The 24,021-nt window shown below is 33.0% G+C and carries 20 protein-coding genes; all 20 read right to left on the reverse strand.

What is annotated here, in order from left to right; genetic code table 11:
* Nucleotides 1–237: 237 nt before the first annotated feature.
* Nucleotides 238–1,785: a lipopolysaccharide biosynthesis protein gene (locus QUF99_RS27030; RefSeq protein WP_289374205.1), complete on the reverse strand. Its 1,548-nt coding sequence runs from the start codon at nt 1,783–1,785 to the stop codon at nt 238–240.
* A gap of 3 nt (nt 1,786–1,788) precedes the next feature.
* A complete protein-coding gene (locus tag QUF99_RS27035) occupies nt 1,789–2,670 on the reverse strand; it encodes a glycosyltransferase family 2 protein (RefSeq protein ID WP_289374206.1) in 882 nt (293 codons plus the stop codon).
* A gap of 312 nt (nt 2,671–2,982) precedes the next feature.
* Nucleotides 2,983–4,068, reverse strand: coding sequence for an acyltransferase family protein (locus tag QUF99_RS27040; RefSeq protein WP_289374207.1), 1,086 nt, complete (start codon nt 4,066–4,068; stop codon nt 2,983–2,985).
* Between the two features lie 106 nt (nt 4,069–4,174).
* Entirely contained in the window at nt 4,175–5,356 is a 1,182-nt protein-coding gene (locus QUF99_RS27045) for a glycoside hydrolase family 88 protein (protein ID WP_289374208.1), read from the reverse strand.
* A gap of 39 nt (nt 5,357–5,395) precedes the next feature.
* On the reverse strand, nt 5,396–5,956 hold the full coding sequence (locus tag QUF99_RS27050; protein ID WP_289374209.1) for an acyltransferase: 561 nt from the start codon (nt 5,954–5,956) through the stop codon (nt 5,396–5,398).
* A gap of 225 nt (nt 5,957–6,181) precedes the next feature.
* Nucleotides 6,182–7,396 carry a glycosyltransferase gene (locus QUF99_RS27055; RefSeq protein ID WP_289374210.1) on the reverse strand — a complete coding sequence of 405 codons (1,215 nt, stop codon included), beginning with the start codon at nt 7,394–7,396 and terminating at the stop codon, nt 6,182–6,184.
* Between the two features lie 12 nt (nt 7,397–7,408).
* On the reverse strand, nt 7,409–8,599 hold the full coding sequence (locus QUF99_RS27060) for a glycosyltransferase (protein ID WP_289374212.1): 1,191 nt from the start codon (nt 8,597–8,599) through the stop codon (nt 7,409–7,411).
* 13 nt (nt 8,600–8,612) lie between these two features.
* Nucleotides 8,613–9,773: a polysaccharide pyruvyl transferase family protein gene (locus tag QUF99_RS27065; protein WP_289374214.1), complete on the reverse strand. Its 1,161-nt coding sequence runs from the start codon at nt 9,771–9,773 to the stop codon at nt 8,613–8,615.
* A gap of 21 nt (nt 9,774–9,794) precedes the next feature.
* Nucleotides 9,795–10,826 (reverse strand): glycosyltransferase, encoded by a 1,032-nt coding sequence (locus QUF99_RS27070; protein ID WP_289374216.1) that lies wholly within the window; start codon nt 10,824–10,826, stop codon nt 9,795–9,797.
* A 138-nt stretch (nt 10,827–10,964) separates the two neighbouring features.
* Nucleotides 10,965–12,167: a glycosyltransferase gene (locus QUF99_RS27075; RefSeq protein WP_289374218.1), complete on the reverse strand. Its 1,203-nt coding sequence runs from the start codon at nt 12,165–12,167 to the stop codon at nt 10,965–10,967.
* An 85-nt stretch (nt 12,168–12,252) separates the two neighbouring features.
* Complete coding sequence (locus tag QUF99_RS27080) at nt 12,253–12,870, reverse strand: acyltransferase (protein ID WP_289374219.1); 618 nt, start codon at nt 12,868–12,870, stop codon at nt 12,253–12,255.
* Nucleotides 12,863–13,651 (reverse strand): glycosyltransferase family 32 protein, encoded by a 789-nt coding sequence (locus tag QUF99_RS27085; protein WP_289374773.1) that lies wholly within the window; start codon nt 13,649–13,651, stop codon nt 12,863–12,865. The genes QUF99_RS27080 and QUF99_RS27085 overlap by 8 nt, the downstream gene beginning before the upstream one ends.
* Nucleotides 13,652–13,690: 39 nt before the next feature.
* Nucleotides 13,691–14,758, reverse strand: coding sequence for an EpsG family protein (locus QUF99_RS27090; RefSeq protein ID WP_289374221.1), 1,068 nt, complete (start codon nt 14,756–14,758; stop codon nt 13,691–13,693).
* Nucleotides 14,759–15,103: 345 nt separating this feature from the next.
* Nucleotides 15,104–16,006 carry a glycosyltransferase family 2 protein gene (locus QUF99_RS27095; RefSeq protein ID WP_289374222.1) on the reverse strand — a complete coding sequence of 301 codons (903 nt, stop codon included), beginning with the start codon at nt 16,004–16,006 and terminating at the stop codon, nt 15,104–15,106.
* A gap of 27 nt (nt 16,007–16,033) precedes the next feature.
* Entirely contained in the window at nt 16,034–17,146 is a 1,113-nt protein-coding gene (locus QUF99_RS27100) for a glycosyltransferase family 1 protein (protein ID WP_289374224.1), read from the reverse strand.
* Between the two features lie 11 nt (nt 17,147–17,157).
* Nucleotides 17,158–18,225 carry a glycosyltransferase gene (locus QUF99_RS27105; protein WP_289374225.1) on the reverse strand — a complete coding sequence of 356 codons (1,068 nt, stop codon included), beginning with the start codon at nt 18,223–18,225 and terminating at the stop codon, nt 17,158–17,160.
* Nucleotides 18,188–19,354, reverse strand: a complete 1,167-nt coding sequence (locus QUF99_RS27110) for a glycosyltransferase family 4 protein (protein WP_289374226.1) — start codon at nt 19,352–19,354, stop codon at nt 18,188–18,190. Before QUF99_RS27110 ends, QUF99_RS27105 begins: the two co-directional genes overlap by 38 nt.
* 111 nt (nt 19,355–19,465) lie before the next feature.
* On the reverse strand, nt 19,466–21,280 hold the full coding sequence (locus tag QUF99_RS27115) for a polysaccharide biosynthesis protein (protein WP_289374227.1): 1,815 nt from the start codon (nt 21,278–21,280) through the stop codon (nt 19,466–19,468).
* Between the two features lie 621 nt (nt 21,281–21,901).
* The gene (locus QUF99_RS27120) at nt 21,902–22,561 is read right to left on the reverse strand and encodes a CpsD/CapB family tyrosine-protein kinase (RefSeq protein WP_289374229.1); all 660 of its coding nucleotides are present in this window, start codon (nt 22,559–22,561) and stop codon (nt 21,902–21,904) included.
* The gene (locus QUF99_RS27125; protein WP_289374230.1) at nt 22,551–23,249 is read right to left on the reverse strand and encodes a YveK family protein; all 699 of its coding nucleotides are present in this window, start codon (nt 23,247–23,249) and stop codon (nt 22,551–22,553) included. Before QUF99_RS27125 ends, QUF99_RS27120 begins: the two co-directional genes overlap by 11 nt.
* Between the last annotated feature and the right edge of the window lie 772 nt (nt 23,250–24,021).

Genomic DNA, 24,021 nt, shown 5'->3' on the forward strand with positions numbered 1-24,021 from the left:
CGCTATATTTTTATAAAAATATAGCGGTTTTTTCTTTCTATATAAATCCATTTTGATTTTTCGACATATAGCCGCGGCTATGGATAACAAAAGGTGACCTGCACTCGTTTTCTCTTTTTGTTTTCACTTGGCCTGGGGCAGGAAAAGGATCTGACCGCTTTTATGCATGGCCGGATGCTCTCTTCCACCTATAAAAAAAAGGGTTTTATGTCGGTTTTTTAAATACCTTAATCAAAATTAATAAGAAATTCTCTTATTTAACTTGAATTTTTTTAATAACTTTTGTGAAATTCCCCTAATAATCCCAAATAAGTATTTAAATTCAACTGTTTTGTGGAAAATGGATATATAAATTACATTCGGGACTACGATGCAAATGATTCCCTTTAACAATAACTCCAAGAAGTTACTTGATAACGTGAAGTTGCTCGCAAGGTTTGTAATAAGATATGTCCCTATACCTATAGCTGCATAGTAGGAGTATTTTAAGAAATATTCCATTACAGGCCTATTAAATACATTTCTGTATACTAAATAAGGAGTAATCCAGAAAGGAACAGTGAGCACACTTACAAAGGTACCAAGAAAGACACCGACTATCCCCAAATATTTAACTAACACAATAGAAAAGACTAAATTAACAGCAGCTTGAACCAAAGGTGCATATCTATCCTCATGAAAAACACCCGCTGTAGTTTTTATAGTCGTTATGGAGTTCCTCATGCCCCTTTCATAAAAAATAATTACTAATACAAGCAACACACTTTTACTCATAAGATACTCTGGTCCAATCCATAAAGTGATAAAAGGTTCTATTATAATACATAAGAATATGGAGAAGAATGAGTATAACCAAAAATTCAAAAGCATATAGACTTTATACACACTATAAACCTTCTCTATGCTTTCCTCTGCTACTAAATTCCCTACACTATGATATGTATTATTAAAGATTTGATAAGTAAAGTTTCTACAAATATCTATTAACATATTGTAGTTAGAATATAGCCCGACTGCCGCCACGCTGATAAATGAAGATATAATAATGTTATCAGTACCCAATACTAAGTAATTTCCTATGTTTTGCAATATAATTGCTTTCACATTCTTAACAATTTTCTCTTTAGTTTCAGCATCTAACACGCCCGAAACTTTCTCTTTTAAAAATGGGTACATCCTGTTGACTATAATTGCCAAAATAATGCTAGTAGTGACTGTTATCACACTATCGATAACTAAGTATAGAATATAATTTTTTGTAAAATGAAGTATTCCAATCTTGAGACAAACAGATGCAATTGAAGATATAGAATATATTCCTGTTACAATATAACTCTTCTGCGAAACACTTAAAAATGAATTCTTATGCATGTACAAATAGGGTGCAACCGTATTGAATAGAAAAATAAGATAAATCCAATGGATATTTTCGACATTCGAATCTTTAATGAAATATCCAAGGAATGGCATAAATGATAATCCAAGTAACAAGACAATCAAGGCGATTACCATATATGCTTTCCGATACAATCTCATAAGTATGTTGATTCTTTCTTGATCATTTTCTGCGACCGGCTTATAAAGACTGTACATTATGCTAGCACCTATCCCTGCCTCAGCTAAAGAAAGCATGGATAATATATTAGTAAGAAATCCATTTATACCTAGATATTCAATACCCAGAGTATTGATAAATACAGTTCGTGAAATAAAGCTTAAAGATGTGACAATGATTTGATTTCCGATCCCAGCAGACATATTAATTATGGAATTTTTTACCCTCATATATTAAGACCTTCTTGATATAATTTTTTTACATTTAGTCAACAGGATAGCTGACATTAAAGTAACTGGTTGAATGCCCAAGTATTCTGCAGCTTTCTTTACATTTAGATTAGACTTAACAAAATCATAATATAAGTTATAATAAGATAATTTACCTTTCGGACCACACTTATAAAATTCAATTTGCTGCTTTATGTAATATGCTGTACCTTTCGGACTTCCAGCGAATATCCTTTTCATATTTTGGGTTAAACCATCCTCTAGATAATTACATATATATGTTGTTTTATTAAACCATCTTATTTTATAACCCTCATAGGCCATTTTATTCCATACTGTAGCCTCTGTCATAAATTTTTCCCCTTCAAACTCATGAAACTTGTATTTCCTTAGTATATCGGTATAAAAAGCTTCAGCCTTATCTCCCGTTATATTGTATGTATTACGTTCAAGTGAAGTTGCATCAATATATTCACCTTCAAACGTTGTTCCTAAGAACTCCTTAACACTCCCTCCTCTATTACCAGAAACACCACAAAATAGTTTTTTATCTTCTAAACTATTTTCCCACCTTACTATACTTTCTAAAGCATCTTCCGTAAGATGGTCATCAGAATCTACTATAAAGAACATTTCTCCTTCAGCCAAATCAACAGCCTTATTAATTGCTCTATGTTTCCCACCGTTTTCGACTTTATAATACCGTATGGAAAATGAATTCTTTTCTAATTTCCACATCTTAAATAATTCTTCTGTATTATCACTTGATCCATCATCAATGACTAGCCATTCAAAATCCTTATATGTTTGCTCTTGTAATGACCTGTATAGTTTCTCTATAATATAGCCCCTGTTATACGTTGGGGTGAATACTGTTATTTTCATTTAATCCCCTCATTTTTACCCTAACTTTTTCTTTTCATCTATTCACGTTAATCATTTCAGTTAATTGTTTGCCTATTTCAAGACTAAACTTCTACAAATGAAAATATATCTTTTATATAAATCCATTTTGATTTTTCGACATATAGCCGCGGCTATGGATAACAAAAGGTGACCTGCACTCGTTTACTTACTAAATCTATTAAACTTTATTCTATTTGTTATCTTTAGATATCAATTTTTTCAAGCTATGAAGAAGAAAATGTTTGTTTTCTAGGACTACATTTAGCAATAATCCTTTACAAAAATCCCTTATTAAAGGAATTCTTTTGTTGAAGACACTTGTATCTTTTGACGTTTTTTTTGAAAACCAAAACGAATTTTCTTACGTAACGGCTCTTCGTAAAATTGATAAATTACTGAACTTAACAATAAAGAAACTATTAAACAAACCACAAAACTATACGTATTTTCTAACTTCAAAAAATCCAAGTATCGTATCACTATTTGGTGAATCATATAAAATGAGAAACTAATTTCACCTAAGTAAACAAATAGCCTTTGTGATAATAATTTTGAAAATATACCACATTGAAATGCAAAGGTGAAAATTAACAAGCACCATAGTGGAACAAAATAAACACCGCGAACAATTCCTACATCTAATTTTATCGAATACGATAATAAGGCAATGGATAAAAGTAAACATAGTAGTTCTAAAACAGTAAATATGTTTTTGTTAAAGTTTGCTTTATCGGATTTTTCAACATAAATCAATCCCAAAAGCATACCTGTTGAAAATTCGAACAATCTAGTTACCGGAAAAATATGTAATATCCAAATAAAAAATTGATTATCTCCATCCAAGTTTTTATTCAATAGAAATAAAACTATCCATACTACCAAAAATATCAATACTGATTTAATAATGTTCTTGTTAACTTTAAGTTTCATAAATACCCATAGCAGGAAAGGAAACATAAAATAAAAGAAAACTTCAACTGATAACGTCCACGAAACGCCGTTAAAATTGAAATAAGTACCCTGACTAGGAACAAAGCTTTGTACCAATAGCAAATTAATGATTGACATAAAAGCAAGTTTTATAAAATATAAACTATTAGGATGAAAGTATAAAATAACTAATGGTGCAGAAAGAAAAAAGGTTAATACATGAACTGGATATACTTTGGAAAATCTTGCTTTATAGAATTTTTTGATACTGTGTTTATTTAGTTCTGTAAATTTAGAATGATAGTTATAAGCTAAAATAAAACCAGATAAAACAAAAAAGAATTGAACACCTGCTGAACCTAATTGATACTGGCTGAACACACCCATATGGTATAAGAAAACCATTAGCGCAGCAATAAACCTAAATGACGTTAAAGAGTTTAACATATGATTCCTGCCTTTCTCATTTCTCCAAAAATAAATGATTTGAATTTTCAAATCATTTATTTTCTTTATCAATACTCATACAAATATGAGTATTGAGGATGAAGGTTCAGTTCCTACTTAAATATGAATTGATTAATCTAATGCAGAACCCTTGAGTAAACGGCAGGATATTAAATAACACGGAATATACTCCTATATCCTTTGTATCCCCTTGAGAAAAGTCAACTGCTCCGTCTTTTCTTGTAACTTTCATTAAATAATTCATAGCCCTATCTACACTATCTATGCATTCACTTGAAATTCCATTTATCTTTGAAGCATTTAACATAAACCATCCTAGCGTAGCTGTAGCGGAAGAGTCAGATCTACTCTCACTTCTAGTTACAGTCCAATTCCAACTACCATTATCTTGTTGAAAGCTCATTGCAGCTTCCGCAAATCTTTTAACACTTTCTTCGAGCACAAATTTATATTTACTATCTTGCGGCAATTCATTCCAAGCATCTATAAGGCCTATAGCAAACCAACCAAGCCCTCTCCCCCATCCGTATAATCCAAGGGGGACTTTATTCTCTATCTTGTAAACGTGACATGGTAGCGAATGTTTATCTAGCATTCCATATTGCTCATACTCTTTAATTTGTTTCACTGCTAAATCTATACAATCCTCTTTGTTATATCTAGTACCGTAACAAACTAAAAAAGGGCATATAAACCCTATAGTATCTACATATCTGTAGCTTTTCATAAACTTTCTATATTCTACTGTGCCGTCCTCACCTATATGATCTTTAATCATTTCCCATGTATAATCTAATGCCTTTTTATATTGATTTACATCAATATAATCCAACTTCATGATAGCGTAAGCAAGTATAGCTCCGTCTATATGCTTAGGTTTTTCTAACCATTGACCACTACTATCAAATTTTGAATTCAAAAATTTTGTAACCTCACATTTAACTTCCTTATCATCATTATGTTTTAAGTGCTCTGATAAACCTAATATTAATGATGCTTCTTGCCAATGTTGTATCGTACTTTTAGTATAATTTCCTTTTAACATGTCTATTACAACTAATCTTGTATTGTCTGTTACTTTTATTTTTGGTGTGTTCAATAACCACTTAGACCCTTTTTTAGTTATAGTCTTATTCCATAGGGACTTATCCTCATATCTCCCCATGTGAATTCTCAGTACCCAATCCTTCATTACAGGTACTAAATCTATGATAATAGTCATTAAAATAATAAAAATTATAATGCAACCCAAAATTTGAAATATCATCTTTATATTTCCCTTTCAACGTGAAAATAATTTAAATACTCATTTAACATATCCAACAGTACTACCTAATTCTTCTGACATTCTAGTACACATATCTAGTGTAATATTCTCACCTATTGTCCAGCTTCTATCATAACTATGTGCTGTCTTTAGATTTAATTTATGCTTATCAATATAATCTTTTGTTTTCCCTATAATTTTCGCAGGATTGCCTCCAACGATGCACCCTTCTGGAACCGATTTTGTTACTACACTTCCCGCCGCCACAATGGCATTTTTCTCAATTGTAACCCCAGGCATAATTAAAGCCCTTGCTCCTATAAATACATTGTCTTCTATTTTTATTTTGGCTATTTTTGTATAATCTAAATATCGTTTCGTACTGGCGTCATGTGCAAGGAGATATACTTGGGGTGCAAATGTAACATTATCACCTATTTCTATTAGCCAGCAATGAGCATAGTCAATTGTACTTCCAGCTAATCCACTACAATTTTTCCCTACCTTCATACCTCTTTGCAAACACGCTTCTACCGTTAAATCCTCAAGGGATACCATTCCCAACCTTACCATTAAGGATTTTTTTATCCGATTAAACATAATTTCCTCCGATAAATTTATTTCATCACTTAATTTATTTTCAAATACTATATAAATCCATTTTGATTTTTCAACATATAGCCGCGGCTATCGATAACAAAAGGTGATCTGCACTCGTTTTCTCTCTTTGTTTTCACTATGTCTGGGCAGGAAAAGGATCTGACCGCTTCTATGCATGGCCGGATGCTCTCTTCCACCTAAAAAGAAGGGTTTTATGTCAGTTTTTTAATTTGTATTTATATATTTTTCACTATTTATTAAATTATACAAATGACCGACTTCATCCTCTGTCCCCAATTCCTCTTTCTTGAGGTTATCAATAAACTTACTTCTTAATTTTTCGTCTTCTATTAATAGCTCAAGATGATCCGCCACTGACTTGGGATTCATCTCTGCAATGACTCCATTAATATTATGTCTTATATGATTATTAGCTGTTTCAAAATTAGTAATTAATATTGGTTTTGCCAGTATTTTTGCCTCATCTATAGAGATAGATTTACCCTCATATCTTGATGTCTGTATATATATATCTGCTTGCTTTATGTATGGATATGGATTTTCTTTTATACCTAATAACTCTACTCTTTTTTCCAGTTTTTCTTCCTTTATACTTCTTTCAAGTTCTTCTCTTACGTTGCCTTCTCCAATCAAATACCATTTCAAATCGTACCCTTTTTTTATAAGTATATTAAATGCTTCTAAGGAAATATCTAATCCCTTTTCTTTAGCCAATCTTCCTACAGAAATTAATGATATACTTCTATCGTTCTCTTCTTTAAAGCCAACTTTCTCTAATGACATTTTCTTTATCATTCTTGAAGAGACTATATTGTGTATACATCCAATTTTCTTTCCATGTTCCGGGAAATTCTCCTTTAAAATGTTAACTAGCTCTTCTGATACTGTAACTATATGATCTAATTTCCCAAAATAAAATTTTTCTTTACTATAATCAATCCCTAATTTATTGTAATCCGTGTGTATCCATCCAATCTTTTTTTTCGCTTTTACTTTATCTACACAGAAATATATCGGATTCTTTTCTTGAAATCCGATAGCTACGTCATATTCCTTATTGATTTCGCTTATCGAATTTGACATGTATTTCCATATTTTTTGTTCAATTATAGCCCCATTCGTTTCTGTTTTAGCCAGATACCCTAATATTCCTCTAGAAAATACCGTTTTAAAATCTCCTATTTTCATTAATTCCGTTAAAGACCTTTTTATAGGCATATCAAAATATTTGTATTTTATCGGTTCCGGTAATACAGTAACTTCTTTTGGTAACTTATTTATAAATATTCCTTCATGCTTAAATAAAAATAAATCTACTTTGTATTCAGAATAATCTATAACTTCCAATAAAGAAATTAGGGCTTTTTCAGCCCCACCACAATTTAAATTATTCATTATAAATAATATACTTTTTTTCATGAACTTCACCCATTATAGAATGTCATATAACTTATATATTTCTTCTTCCGTTCCTAATTTCTCTTTCGAAAGGTTACTTACTAATTTTCCCTTTAATTCTGTATCTTTTATAAGTCTCTCAATTCCTTCTGCAATAGCCTCTGGCTTCATATCTACAATTAATCCATTTCTCTCATTGTCGATTTGATCTTTCGCAGTACTAAAATCAGTAACAAGTATAGGCTTATTCAATATTTTCGCCTCATCAATTGCTATAGATTTCCCTTCAAATTTAGATGTTTGTGCATAAATATCTGCTTGTTTTATATACGGGTAAGGATTAGACTTTAATCCTAACAATTTGAAATTGTTTTCTAATTTATTTGCTTTTATCAAATTGGTCAGTTGTTCTCTTTCTTCTCCCTCACCTATAATATTCCATTTTATTTTGTACCCTTTATCTATCAGTTTCTTACAGGATTCTATAGCCATTTCAAAGCCTTTTTGATAGTGCAACCTACCTACTGAAAGTATAATAATTTCATTATCTTTCTTAACATAAACATCCTTATTTTCCTGGTTAGCCATTTTATGTATCATTGTCGGTGATACGATATTATAAATAACACTTACCTCATCTTTTTGATTAGGAAATCTATTTTTTAGGATATTAGCACACTCTTCCGATACCGTAACTATGTTGTTTAGCTTTCTGAAGTACAAAGCATCAAAGTTCGAATCCATCCCTAATTTATTATAGTCAATGTGTACCCATCCTATTTTTTTATGTGCTTTCACCTTATCTACGCAAAAATATGTAGCGGTTTTTTCTAAGAATCCTATAGTAGCATCATACTGTTTCCCTATTTCATTCAAAGACTTAGCAATATATTTCCAGTTGTATTGTTCCCTTATCGATGTATTTTTCATTTTTCTATTCTTCATAGTGAACATACACCTATTATAGGCTAGCGATATTTCTCCCTTTAATAAAAATTCTTTGACCGATTTAAACAAAGGTAAGGTGAACGTCTTATATGTTTCTGGTATAGGTAGAATTTGTACCTCTTTTGGCACAAATTCCATAAATATACCTTCATGGTTAAACAAGAATAAATCTACATTATATAACTGATAATCTATTTGAGATAGTAAGTTTACTAGACTCTTCTCTCCACCACCAGCAGACAGACTAGGCATGACAAATAATAAATTTTTTTTCATAATATACCCCGATTTACTTAGCTAATTCCTGTAGATATTCTACCGATTTATATGACATTCTTTTTATATTAGGTATGGATTGCTTTAGTTTTCTTCTCAACTGTTCTTCTTCCCTTACCATCTCATCGAATTTAGCTCTTAATTTATCACTATTAGATATTTCTTCTATATTTAAAACTAATTTCTCTTCTCCAAATAGGTCTTTAGCTATTCCCTTCGACTTTATACTGTATCCCAATACCATAGTTGGAACACAATTTGAATAAGCCGCTATCGTTGCATGTGTTCTAGCCCCTATAAAGAATCGCATCCTAGCTATATACCCCTTATATTGCGTTGCATTTAAATTGTTTGGTAATATAATCACCCTACCTGTATTTTGGAATTCTTCGTAATATTTATACAGAACTTCATAATCGTTATTTCCATCCTGTATAACATGAGGTGTGAGAGCAATTGTTGAATCGGTAGTATCTAATATATGATGAATTAGATCCCTTACTGCGACTTGGGAATCTTTATTTTTATTCCATACAAGTGGACTAAAGTTAAGACCTACTGTATTCCCTTGTTGCCACCCTTTAGGTAATTCCAATTCTTCTTTTTCCATAGTAAATGCAGGATCCGCGCATAATTTAACATTATTAAGTCCCTTATTTTTCAACATACTATAGGTAAGGGTTTCACGAGCTAATATTAAATCAAATTGTTTTAAGTCTTCTAATTTTCTCTCAGACATGTCCTCTTCACCTATGGAACATCCCCATAACACTAACTTCTTTCCTTGTGCTTTTACTCTTTTATTTATTTCATACAAGGCGGGCTGCTCCCCGTAACAATAATTATCTCCACCTATAGATAAGCATACATCCATATTCTTTATGTGTTTAATTATATTATCTTCCATTTTAGCTATTGCATAAGACTCATCATTAAACAATTTCACTTTAAGTAAAGCCATCCACCAATCATATGAGTACTTCGCTATACTACTGTTAGAACCATCATATATTCCATCTAACTGTGTTATAATCTTATCTGTTTCCGGCTTACTTGATGCCAAATATATCTTTGCTTCATCTACCTTTTCTTTTATGATATTGGTAGAAGAACGAACAATGGCCTCACATCCCCTATTAAGACTGCCACCGTGGGCAAACATCATAATTTTCATACTAAATAAACTCCCTCACTATTATTTATTTCTGAATCTACTATAAGCAGTAGCGCAATACAGTCCAACAGTTGATTGTCTTTTTATCGAATCTATTATAAACTGCTCATATCTTCCTAGCTTGCTGTAAATTGCACTATAGTATATAGGCAATGCTTCTCTAACATATTTATTTCGTATCATATTTTTCACATATCTATAACGCCTACTGAAACTTACATCTTTAGATGGCGTAAAATAAATATGGATATAGGACATTACACTATTAATAAACTTTATTGACTTTAATTCACATATTCTTACTCTATCAATCTTATCAGTATATATTTGGGGTAATTCCATAGTATATATTTCTACAGCTCTCTGAAAATAATCTTTTTCCGATATGTTTCTAGTAGCACTACCAGCTACCTCCCGATAATGATAACCTACATAATCTATATATTTCATACGAGTTGCAATACTAAAGAATTCAACGTTAAACATTCCATCTTCTCCCAATGCAATCCCACTTGGGAATTTAACGTTATTTTCTTTGATTAAATTATTTCTATAGATCTTATTCACAACAGTATTTAAATTATCTGCCTTAAGGAAATAAGGTAATATTTCTTGCTCTATATAATCTTTTTTAAGAACAATATCTATAGGAAATGGATATTTTGTAATTACCTTATGCCCTTCCGTCTCGCCCTTAAAATTTGATATAACTACATCACAATTACTTTGTTTTACTGAGTTATATAGTGTTTCATACATATCCCTTTCTATACAATCATCAGCATCAACAAATCCGACATATTCTCCAGCAGCTAAATGTAGGCCCATATTTCTTGCAATACTTACACCTTGATTTTCTTGATTTATAAGTGTTATCCTGTCATCTAATTGTTTATACTTCTCAATGATTTCTTTGCTATTGTCTATCGAACCATCATTAATAAATATAAACTCACACTCTTGGAGTGTCTGATTTAAAAGTGACTCTATGCACTGAGTGATATATTTTCCTGCATTATAAACTGGTATTACTACACTTACTTTTTGGTTCATGCCTAAATCACACCTTTACGAGCAATCTCTTACGCTATAATCATAAATACACCTTTATTGTTGTCTCCTATACTTGATGTATGTATTGGTTAGGCGCCTATAAAGTGAAACTTTAATCAGTGGGGGTCTTACTGCCCGTTAATGCGGGATAATTTTATACAGCTTATTCAATTCAGCATTATTGCTGTAATCTCTATCTCGCAAATTATTGATTAATGTTTTCCTTAGCTCATCGTCTCTATATAAGTTTTCGATACCTTCGACTAACCCCTCTACACTTGAATCACATATAACGCCCTCAATTCCATCATCTAATTGGCTGGCTGCAGTAGGATAATTAGTTATCAATATAGGCTTTTCAAGGATTTTAGCTTCCGTAACCGTAACTGCCTTTCCCTCATATCTGGACGGCTGAACGTATAAATCGCATAACCTCATATACGGATATGGGTTGGTTTGTTTGCCTAATAGTATAAAACTGTCTTCTAACTGTTGTTCTGTTATCAGTTCCTTAAGGATAGATTCATCTGATCCGTATCCTATCACATACCATTTTATATTATTTAACCCTTTATTATGTAATTCTTTAAGAGCTTTTATAGCAACATCAAACCCTTTAGCATATGACAACCTTCCAACCGATAGAATATTAAAAGTGCTGTTACCTTGTTTATTAAAACTTACATTATCTTCAGCCATCTTCCGAATAAATTTGGGCGAAGTAATATTTTCTATTTGCAAAATTTTATCTTTTAGCGATGGATATACAGTCAAGAATGCCCTTGTGCATTCATCTGATATAGATGCTATGTAATCAAACTTATTCCACATAGCAAAATCAATTTTATTATCAATTTCTAGTGTGCTATAATCCGTATGAATCCAAGCTATCTTCTTATCAGCACTTACAGTATCAGCTAAAGCATCGTGTGGCCATGCGTAACTAATTGCAAAGTCATACTTTTTTTTCTGTTTGGGCAAAAAATATGCTGCATACTTTGACACAAACTGCATCTGAATATATCCCGAACCTTCTTTTAAACGTCTCTTTTTTGATATTCTGCCTGCCATATACTTACTTATTATTCTTGTGACTGCTGCCCCAAAATATCCTTCACGTATGCATTGCACAATTGACTTCCTAAAGACGGTATATCCACCTACCTGTGGTAGTACGTTAACTTTATTAGGTACTAGATTTAAGAACTCTCCGGTATGATTAAATATCAATAAATCTACGTTGTATGTATCATAGTCGAAACTTTCCAGCATATTAATTAGACTTCTTTCTATTCCACCAATTTCCATATCATAGATAGAGATTAAAACATTTTTTTTCATACGATTCCTCACGTCCATGTTTTGTTTTAATGTAAGTAAATGAAAACAATCGCAGTATGTGAATTCATATGGAATAAACTTTTCATTAGCTGCTTAAACTAGTGCGATCGATACACATATTCTCTCTTTTATTCACAAACAGCGTATTAGAAGGAATACGCCCTTTCACAACACTTCCGGCGGCTATTACGGTATTATCGCCTATAACAGTATCCTTCAATATAACTACATTAGAACCAATCCAAACATTCTTCCCTATCTTTACCTCGCCTTTTACTAGATGGCTATCTGTAGGGTTTTTATAATTATGGTCGTGGTCATTAATACTCACATTTGGTCCTATCTTTGTATTTCTTCCAATCGCTATTCTATTTACACAGTTGATATTACAGTTATCATTAATAAATACTTTTTCTTCTATATCTAATACTCCGTCAAAGTCCATTCTAATGCTAGCATTCTTTCTTACAAATACAAACTTTCCAATATTGACTTTTGAACGCTTATTGAAGATCTCAATCCTGCTATTTGCTTGAAGAGAAAAGACTGAGCACTTTATATTACGAAAGTATATTAACTTATAGAAAGTGCCTCTTAATACAGCTATTAAGTGTGAAATATTCATTAGTATAGTAAAGTACAGTCCTCTATTACGGCTTTCTGCAACTATCGTTTGAACTATTTTCTTGAATACCTTAATCATGTGTATTCTCCTTAAGACCTTTTTTTCCTATCACATATTTTCTTAGCCTAGCAATGTTATTTCCGCCTATAATTTTCGCTAAGATTAATTTTATATTACCCTTGATTCTTACTTGAGGAGGCAACCAGCTTTTGTAAAAGTGATGCATTGCATACGTATTTTCAGTTATAAACTTTCTACAATTGATATAATCATATGGAGAAAAATAAGTTTGTGGATAAAAGGCTCCCATTCCACTTATTTCTTGATATTCTCCATTTAATTCCAACCCTGCGTTTTTTAGTATATTAGTTACAATAGCCACATTGGTTAAATCATCATGGTTTCCATCCTCTTTGATGAACCCTTTCCCTTCATACGAATCCAAAAATATTTTAATTAACTTATTTCCTTTAATCGATCCTATAGTACTTGTCGCTATGTAATTCTCTTGCTCAAACCCCCAAAATGAATCATGATGGAGCATGTCATCAAAAGATTTGAATACTTCTACATCGGTATCTAAATAAATCCCTCCGAACTTATAAAGAACATATACTCTTACATAATCACTTACAAATGCAAATTTTTTCGAATCATAGGCTTCTTTGACATATAAGTTACATTCTATATCAAAATTGTCCTCATTCCACTCAATAATCTCATATTCTGAGAGGTTCTTCTTCCAGCTATCTATGCATTTTTGTACTATCTCGGGTTTCTCTCCACCACCAAACCAACAATAGTGTATGATTGATGGAATTTTCCTCACGTGCTCCAATTGATACACCCTCTCCGATATGTTTGAGTTTATACTTAAAAGTAGGGGTTACTGAAAAATCTATAAAGATATATATTTACTTGTATACATGATTCCTAAGCTTATTACACTCTCGTAAAAATAATAAATAAGATAACATAATAAAAGTCCATAATATACGAACTTCCTATCCTTTTTACAAAATAATACAACAATCCATGAAATTAAAATTAATTGATATAAACTGAAATAAATGCTGAATCTTGCAAATATCCAATTTTGTGTTGAAATAATCATGAACACTAAACCAATTAAAGACATGTTTACAATGTAATCACTTTTCGGAAAAACTTCTCTTAATTTTTCTTTTCCAAAATATGCAATAATTATTGGCACAGCACTAACTGCAACACGTAATACATTGGCTCCTCCCTCTGCAAAGTCCTTGTAGTGTCCATACTGAGTTGATTCTAATGCCGCGAACAAACTTTCTGAGAATTGGTTAAATCCAATTACTATAATGACTGAGAAGAAAAGCAATATATACGTATCCCAAGCCCAAGCCTTTCTCCTAACCAAAAAGTAAATCGGGATTAAGACAAGCGCTGACTTATGAATTGTAGCTGCTAAAAGTACAATTAAAATATATTTTTTCCAATTTCCATTGAAAATAAATTTTGTGGCTGCAAAGATAACAGCTGCTGCTAAAAATTGCCTGATCCCGTTCATGGATACCAAATACATTCCACCTGTAATATAGACAAATAAAGCTACTTCAAACATCCGAGAGTATTTATAAAGAGTTATTACAATTAATACATTTGTCACTAACGCAACAATAAACACCATTATTTGTGGATCTTTTGAGAAGTTTTGAAGAACCATCTGTAAAAGATCGAATCCAAAATCCCCTGTAAAATCGATAGTTTTCCAATCGAATTCATTGTGAGAATAGGAATACATGTAAAAATAAGTATCACCAATATTATTTCTAAGTCCCGATACAATAACAAGAGATGCCATTGCCAAGAAACTAAGCATTTTATTTGGTTGAACTGGAACGATCCCATTGTTCATGCTCTTTGCAGAATATCTTGCAAAAAAAGATAAAATATAAACTACAGAAAGATTTATCCATAATACAGTCATTCCATAACTCCTTCCACACGGCACACAAGCAAGTAACTTAGAAAAGCAAAAGCATTGGAAAAACAGATATATGTATATAAATACAAATTAAAAAACCGACATAAAACCCTTCTTTTTAGGTGGGAGAGAGCATCCGGCCATGCATAGAAGCGGTCAGATCCTTTTCCTGCCCAGACATAGTGAAAACAAAGAGAGAAAACGAGTACAGGATACCTTTTGTTATCCATAGCCGCGGCTTATATGTCGAAAAATCAAAATGAATTTATATACACATAAATATATTAAACGATTAATTGACCAATTATTGCAATCTTAAAAAGCAATTACCGGTATATCGTCACCCTCCTAATGGTGCTTCGAAACAGTTCTATTACTCGTATTCTTTATATAAAGATAAAGCAAAATTCCAAAAGGTATTGCCAAGAAAGTAGTACCCTTACATGGTGATTCTTTAAGAAAAACATAATTTCTGATCATTAGATTACTTGATACATAATGTATGGATTCCCGAAATCTCTCCTTAAAAGAAGGAGCATACTTCATAGCAACCTTTCTGAAGAATAAAAAACCACGCGGATTTTTCTTATATTGTTTAATCATGTTCATACTTGAACCATCATCCAAATATTCCACATGGCATAAGACTTCGTTCATAATGAGTAAAGGGCATTGTTGATCAATTAAAATATACTTATAACTGAGCGGGCAGTATTTTTCTCCTGAAAATATAGGATATGGCAAAGAGTTTCTTGTCAATTCCGAACGATAAACAAGTTTCTTGTCTCCTCTGACTCCGTGAAGACCATACAAACCTGATAGTGTGGAAGCTTTAATATTAGATGGCATTTTAGTTCCAATGATCTCTCCATTCGGTTTTGCATCTAACCCAACTATTCCAGCAAACTCCTTACTTCCATGTGTCTTCCAAAATGAAGCAATCTTTTCAACAGCATCTTCAGCCATATAATCATCCGAATCTATACAAACATTTAACTCTGTATCAATTAATTCATAAGCGGTATTGTGTGCTCCGTGCATACCTTGATTTTCTTGGTATTGATAACGGATGGGAACTACATCTTCTGCAATCCAAGTATCTATAAGTTCCTTTGTGTTATCAGTAGAGCCATCATCAATGATTAACCAAATAAAATCTTTACATTTTTGTCTCTTTAAACTTTCGTAACATAAATGAAGGGTATATGCACGATTATATGTAGGCGTAAAAACGGTTAAGAGTGGTGTCATTACAAACCCTCCTGCATCAAGTTTTTATTATTTATAGGCATGTGCATAATAGTAATCTGTCAACCAGCTTGCCATAGTGGCCGTATCATAGCCAATATTTTGCATTACATTTGTTGTATCCTCATGCTCCAATGATGAGGAAAGAATATAATCTGCCCATAATTTCGTTGGACTCTTTAAGCTCATAAATTTCATTCGGCCAGTCAAGTCAGATTCACTAGTAATTGCATCAGACACCACACAATTTAAACCAGCAGCCTGTGCTTCAACTAGTACAACTGGCAAGCCTTCAAAAAGTGAAGGGAAAAGAAAAATATCAAATCCTTGCATCAATTTCGGGATATCGGTTCTAGTTCCTAGAAATCTAACTTTAGAAGACAATCCTAAGTCAGCTACCTTTTTTTCAATGTTTGGGCGTAGGGAACCTTCTCCTATGAGAACCAGTATGGATTCTGGGTTCTTTTTGTGTACAGCCTGGAAAATATCTATTAAGAATTCATGATTCTTTTGCTTATTGAACCTTCCTACATGCCCTAGAACTAATGTATTATTATTTGCTCCAATTTCTTCTCTTACTTTATTTCTGTTACTTTCGTTATATTTAAATTCTTCAGCATTCACTGCGTTATTTAGAACTTTCACTTCATTAGAATTAACCCTTTTCTCTCCAAACAACCATTCCCCTGCTTTTTTTGAACATGCAAAATAGGCAGTCGGATTGTCTTTCATTGTGGATCTTGCATATAGTCGAAAAGGAAGTTTTATATCGATGCCTAAATCACTTAAATGGCTGTGCGCAATACGGCACGGAACACCTGCATTTTTTGCTGCTCTTAATACAAAACTACTGTTCTCATTGATATGGGAATGTACTACTTTATATTCAGAATTAGTAGCAAAGAACTCATTGAGTAATTTAAAGTAACGACGATAATTTCCAGGGCGTATCTGTGGCATTCGATAAATTTTTCCACCAAGCCCCTCAATTTCATCATCATAATGTCCCTTATCTGTTCTATGTACCATAAAATCAAATTGAATCTTGCTACGGTCTATTCTTCGGTAATAATTCATTAACATAGTTTCAAGCCCGCCGCGATTCATGACGGTAACTACTTGAAGTATACGAATAGGTTTCAAGAGTACCACTCCTATCTAATCATCTTTCTGAGTGAATCTATTGCCACTAACATAAAATAATACCCTGCGGTAAACCTATATTTTACGCAAAAGTAAAACGCCTTCCAAACAATAGGGAAGTGATCCATCTCTAATTGTTTAAAAGAACGCCTTATACGATTATCATTCAGTATTTTACTTAATCTATTAAATTTCTTGAATGGAGATATGCGATTACTTTTACTCATCATATTTAGGCCAAGTCCGAGCGTATTAAGACAAATACGATTATTTAAGGCTAATCGAAAATTTCCTGATAGCTGCCTATCTTCTAAAAATTTCTCGATTATGTCATAAAGGTTAAACCATTGGTTCATCAATTCCGGTTTGTAATTAGACGTGACCGAAGCTGCATTTGTCTTCCAGTAATGATAAAGAGGCTTATTTAAAAAAACAAATTTATCAATATAATAAAATGTATGTATATTAAATAATGAATCCTCATTTGTACCAATAAAACTTAAATCCACAAACTGAATTGCGTTTTCTTTAATAATATCAGAACGATAAAGCTTTGACCAAACAGTTCCCCAAGCATCTAAGAATTCTGGATTTCCTATCTCTTCATTTATAGGGCCGATTAAGCGTCTCATTACATTTACTTTAATTTCTTCGCCTTCATAACAAACCTTTTCAGGAAGATCAAATTTCTTCTCTTTTGAATGACTTCCAAATTCACGAGTATATGTACACATAACAATGTCTGCTTCACCTTGAACTGCTTCCTTATACAAGGTTTCATACATTTCCATGTCTATCCAATCATCCGGATCAACAAATCCAATATATTCCCCGCTTGCGGTTTGTATGCCTGTATTTCTTGCTGAAGAAACACCACCGTTTTCTTTTTCAATCACTATAATTCTTTTATCTTTCTTTGCGTACTCATTAAGTATATCTGCACTCTTGTCTGTTGAACCATCGTTTACCATGATGATTTCAATATCTTCAAGTGTTTGTGACGTTAGGCTGTTTAAACATCTTCCTAATAAAGTTTCAACATTATAGACAGGAACTATTATACTGACTTTCGGTTTCATCTGTTTCCTCCAGAATGTATTTCCCATAAATAGAACTCAATTCAGATTGAACTTGAATAATCGAATATTTATGCATTTTTCGTTTGCTTTCAATACCCATTTTCACAAGTAAGTCTTTTGATTTGTTCATCTCTACTACTCTTAAACCAAAAATTTGAGCATCTTGATCGGAAATGATATAGCCATTTACTTTATCTTCTACAAGCTCCAAATGCCCTCTGTTCTCGCTGGCTATAACAGGCAATCCGCAAGCCATCGCTTCCATAATATTAACTGGTAACCCCTCACGGAGACTCGATGCAACCGCAATATCGCAGGCGGATAAAATCTTCGCGATATCATTCCGATAACCAAGAAAGTCCACCATTTCAAATACTCCCATTTGTTTAGCCAATTCTCTGCAATCCTCTAGCAGGGGACCGTTCCCAGCCAATAGAAGCCTCGCATTAGGAACATTATCTTTTATTAAAGCCAATGAGCGAATCAAAAGCTGTTGATTTTTATTTTTATTAAACTCAGCCGCATAAAACATCAAGAAATCATCAGGCTTATACCCCATCTCATTCCTCAGACAAAGCTTTTGAATCTCATCAACTGGTTTAAAGTATTCTGTGTCCACTCCCACTCCATGAACTTGTTCAATGTTAGTTGCTTTGAAACGCCGATGAACAGCCAGATCATAGTCCTCTTGATTTATTGTGATAAGGCAGTCTGTGTAATTTGCCATTACTTTTTCAATGGGATAATATAATAGCCAATTTATAAGCGGGGCACCTTTACAAAAGTGAAATCCATGAGCAGTATATAAAACATTTGTTCCATGCTTTCTAGATTTTCTTGCTGCCAAACGTGCAATGGCTCCTCCCATCGGTGTATGACAATGAATGATTTTATATTCGTTTTTATCAATGATAGCTTTCAACTCTTTATAAGCCTTAATATTTTTAAGTTGCAAAGGCGATCTTTGAATAGAAATTTCATACTTCTTATCCACATATGGGAGTTCCATGTTGCCAGCAGCAGCAACATGAACTTCCCATCCCTGTTCTTTAAACCATTTCATATATGGCAAGTGAAATGCTTTAAAATGAAAGTCTACCGTTGCACAGAATAATACTTTATTTTCCACATATATCACCCTACACTTGTTATAGTCTGTCTAATCAATCTGTGACCTGTACATGCTTCATTTCTCCAAATAGTAAGACACGCGTCTAAGCATATGTATTCAAATCGACATTCACACTATATTTTGCGAAACTATACGGCTATTTGCCAATTCCAATACCTGTTCTCTCAATTTTGATTTCTCAAGATCAGGATATGTTTGAATAATTTCTTCGATTTCTTTCATATAAAGATTGGATGTTTTACCTATATAAATTTTAGGATGAATTTGTTGCTCATGTAATTCTTCTTTTTTCAACAATTCTTCAAAAAGTTTCTCCCCAGGTCTCATTCCAGTGAACTTTATTTGTATCTCATCTAATGAATTTCCTGATAACGTGATTAAGTTTTTCGCAAGGTCTACTATTTTCACAGGCTCTCCCATATCTAAAATGAATATCTCTCCACCTTTAGCTAATGCTCCAGCCTGTATTACAAGTTTAGACGCTTCTGGAATTGTCATAAAGTAACGAATCATTTTTGGATCAGTGACCGTCACTGGACCACCTTGCTTAATTTGCTTTTTGAACAGTGGTATAACACTACCACGGCTTCCCAATACATTCCCAAAACGGACGGCCACAAACTTCGTATTACTTGTTTTGTCTAAGTTTTGGATTACCATTTCAGCAAGCCTTTTTGTTGCACCCATTACACTTGTCGGATTCACAGCTTTATCTGTAGAAATCATTACAAACGTCTCAACTCCGTGCCAACTTGCTGCTTTTGCCACATTTGTTGTCCCGATCAAATTATTTTTTATAGCTTCTTCAGGGTTGCGTTCCATCAACGGTACATGCTTATGCGCAGCAGCATGATAAACAACTTGAGGCTGATATTGACTCATGACTGACATCATTTTCAGATCATCCTGTACATCAGCAATTTCTGTAGTAAAAACAATACTTGTGTCACCGTATAGCTCTCTCAATTCCATTTCAATGGAATAAATACTATTTTCACCGTGCCCCAATAAAACCAATTGTTTCGGGTTAAATTTTGCAATTTGACGACAAATTTCAGATCCAATTGAGCCACCAGCGCCAGTTACTAAAATGACTTTATCAGTTATAAAGTCTGAAATACTTTCAATATCCAATTCAACCGGCTCACGCCCTAATAAATCTTCTACCTGGACATCACGAAATTCATTCACTGAAACTTTCCCAGTCACTAAGTCCTCCAACATTGGAAGGATCTGAGTTTTTGCTTTTGTCTTAGAGCATTCTTGAAAAATCGTATTTAATGCTTTCTTACTAAGTGAAGGAATTGCTATGATGATGCTATCGATGGCGAATTGCTGAACAACAAATTCAATACGGTCAATTCCTCCGATTACCGGAATTCCAAGAATATCTAATCCATGTTTCTTTGTATTGTCATCAATGAACGCCACGGGCAGTAATTCTGTGTCATTATTATTCAAAAGTTGTCTTACGACCATTGTACCCGCAGAACCTGCACCGATAATCAACGTTCTTTTTTTGTCGTCCCCTTTTTTGATATAAGCATCTCTGAACATTCGCCATAGAAAACGTGATCCTCCAATCAGTAAAATATGGGTCATCCACGTTACAACAAGGAGTCGGAAGTAAATCTCTTGAAGCAATATTTGTTGTACTACTGCTGTTGTGACAATAGAAAGTGTGATTGCTTTCAAAATAATTAGCAATTCTCCTATACTTGCATACTCCCATGCTTTCTTATAGAGCTTATAAATAAAAGAAAAAATATGATGGCTAAGCAGCAGAGTCATTGCACTCACTACGATGGGAAATGTTATGACATTGAAATCAGCACTTACTAAGAAGCGACTAAAGAAAATCGTGGTTAATACGATTAAGGAATCCATTAAAATTAATAAGGATACTCTTTGACGATACGTCATAATAGGCCCCCTCTCTCTCAATTTTTTTTATAACAAAAGAAAATCCTCATAATTATTATCTTAGGATTAACAGATTTATATATTGCATATGTCCAGCTGAATATATATAAAAATACAAATTAAAAAGCCGACATAAAACCCTTCTTTTTAGGTGGGAGTGAGCATCCGGCCATGCATAGAAGCGGTCAGATCCTTTTCCTGCCCAGACATAGTGAAAACAAAGAGAGAAAACGAGTGCAGGTCACCTTTTGTTATCCATAGCCGCGGCTATATGTCGAAAAATCAAAATGGATTTATATAGACAAGGAAAGTAATCAATAACCAACTAATGCAAAGTTCCTATCTACAAAATCCTTTAGAAAGACTTTCTAGACAAGAACTTCAAATAAATTTGGGCATTCAACCCTCCCTCACACCATACTCTTGACGACTAACGTCTAAGGTTTTTTATAACCCACAGCATGGCCGAGTGTCTCCATTGATAGCGGTAAGGAGACATCACCGTACCCTATAAATTTTTTATAGGTGGTCTTTCATTCTCTACCAAGAAATGTATGAAAAGCTTTTCATATTTACGTCATAGGTTAAGAAAGCGCTGTATACCTTATTCTAATAAATCTCTTATACCTTTTTATTCAGAATAGCCCCCACAAGCTTTCCTTTTGTTAAATCTAACGCCCTATCTGCTTCGACTGCTGCTTCACTAGCAGTTTGATAGCAACTTAACACCAACAATACTCCATCACACTGACTAGCTAATATATTTGTGTCTGCTACCTCCAGAAGAGGCGGAGAGTCAAATAAAATAATGTCATATTGCTCTATTGCTTTGCTAATTAAATTTTGCATAGATGGTAAGCTAAGCATCTCAGCTGGATTATTAACTTCAGGACCACTTGTCAATATATGTACATTTTTAACTTCTGTCTGACTTACCACTTTTTCTAACGTTGCTTTTCCCTCTAGAATATTTGTTAATCCAGATTTATTTTCCACTCCAAAAATCGCATGTAGTTCCGGGGTTCGCAAATCCGCATCAACGACTAAGACCTTGTCATCTTGCTGAGCCATAGACACCGCCAAATTTGCCACAGTAGTGGTTTTCCCTTCCCCATATCCAGGAGAAGTAACAATTATAGTTCGTTTTTTATCAGTTTCAGATGCAAACTGAAGATTAGTACGAATTGTTCGATATTCCTCAGCGACCTTCGATTTCGGAGCTATATGAGCAATTAAATGACTATTATCAAGAATACGGCTTTGTTTTTTATTACGAATCAAATGTTCTCCCCCCAGCTGTTACACTTTCTCTCTTACTTTTTTTATCTACTATATTATTTTTCTTCATTTGAGAAACACTTCCTAAAACGGGAACCTGTAATAGCTTTTCAATGTTACGTTCCGATTTAATCGTTTCATCAAGGGAATCCAATAAGAAGACTACTCCGATACTCAATATAAGCCCGGCAGCCATAGCCATCTCTATCGCTTTTGCATGATTTAGATTTATTGGTGAAGGATTTCCTTGTGCATTTGCTTCAGTTAAGATACGGACACTTCCAAAATTCATGATAGCTTTTGCTTCTTCTTTATAAACATTTGCTGTAGCATTAACAATTTTGGCAGCCTGAGCCGGATTAGCATCTGTAGCTGTTATAACGACAACCTGGGACTCCTCCACTTTTCCAACACTTATCTGTCCACTTAATGCACTTGCTGATTTTTGCAACTTTAGTTGCTGAACTACTTTTTCTAAAACAACGGGTTCTTTTATCATTACTTTAAGTGTACTCATAGCTTCAGCATTAGCTGGAATGAGCATTCTTGCGGAGGACGCATATAAAGGCGTTTTCATGAAAAAGCTGTATATACCACCAACAAATGCAGCTAATATCGTGATCACTGCAATAATCCAAAATTTCCTTCTTAAAACATTAAACAAGTTTTTTAAGTTTATTTCTTTCTCCATATTTCCCCTCCACTACTGCTCATTTAATTGGTTAACAAGTCTTCAGATACAAATTGAAGATAAATCAAATTTGATCGCATGTAACATCTATATAAATACAAATTAAAAAACCGACATAAAACCCTTCTTTTTAGGTGGGAGAGAGCATTCGTTCATGCATAGAAGCGGTCAGATCCTTTTCCTGCCCCATGCCAAGTGAAAACAAAGAGAGAAAACAAGTACACGTCACCTTTTGTTATCCATAGCCGCGGCTTATACGTCGAAAAATCAAAATGGATTTATATAAACAGTAATAATTTTATCAGACATATCTTCTATTCTAAAAATATATAGCTTATTATATTAAGCATAATATTACTAGCGTTGCATTAATATAATGTGATATAATTATTCCCAATGTTTTTAATGTTACAACTTATTAACAAATACATAAAAAAAAACCTTTATAATGGTAAGTACAGATAATTTCCTGTCCAAACCCAAAACAAAGGACTAACTCATGGACAAGAATACACTATTTTCTTCATTTGGTAAATGGGTATCACCCATTAATTTAATAAAATTTCTTGTATAAAAATACCAAATGAATAGAGATTACCTTTCGAGCACTTGTTCTCTTTTTTAACTTCGTAGCACATAATAACACTTTGAATAATCAAATAAATATAGTTCGTTAGTTGTATGCAGCGCTAGTTTATTTCAATATAAAAAATACATTATCTATGCATTTTTTATATCTTTTTTTGGCCCAAAACTATTATACGATATATTT

Source organism: Bacillus sp. DX4.1 (assembly GCF_030348195.1).
In the GTDB taxonomy this organism is placed as follows: Bacteria; Bacillota; Bacilli; order Bacillales; family Bacillaceae_G; genus Bacillus_A.